This window comes from Sagittula salina (genome assembly GCF_017813235.1).
Classification (GTDB): Bacteria; Pseudomonadota; Alphaproteobacteria; order Rhodobacterales; family Rhodobacteraceae; genus Sagittula; species Sagittula salina.
Genome location: NZ_JAGISH010000062.1, coordinates 1 through 265, shown reverse-complemented (window position 1 = coordinate 265; position 265 = coordinate 1). Strand labels below are relative to the sequence as shown.

Here is a 265-nt window from a genome sequence, read left to right as displayed (position 1 = left end):
CAACGGCGGTTTCCCCCAATATTACCCCGACAACAGCGGCTACCGCCACGCCATCACCTACAACGACAACGCCATGATTCAGGCGTTGGAGATTCTGCGGGAGATGGCCGAGCAGAAGGGCAATTTCAGCATCATGAACTCGAGCCTGATACCCGCCGCCAAGCAGGCCGTGGCGCGCGGCATCGACTGCATTCTCAGAACCCAGTATGTGCAGAATGGTACGCTTACGGCCTGGTGCGCCCAGCACGACGAGAAAACCCTGCTG

At 59.2% G+C, this 265-nt stretch carries 1 protein-coding gene; it reads left to right on the top strand.

From position 1 onward, the window contains the following. A partial coding sequence (locus J5474_RS22565; protein WP_209364261.1) for a pectate lyase occupies positions 1–265 on the top strand: 265 nt, incomplete at both ends.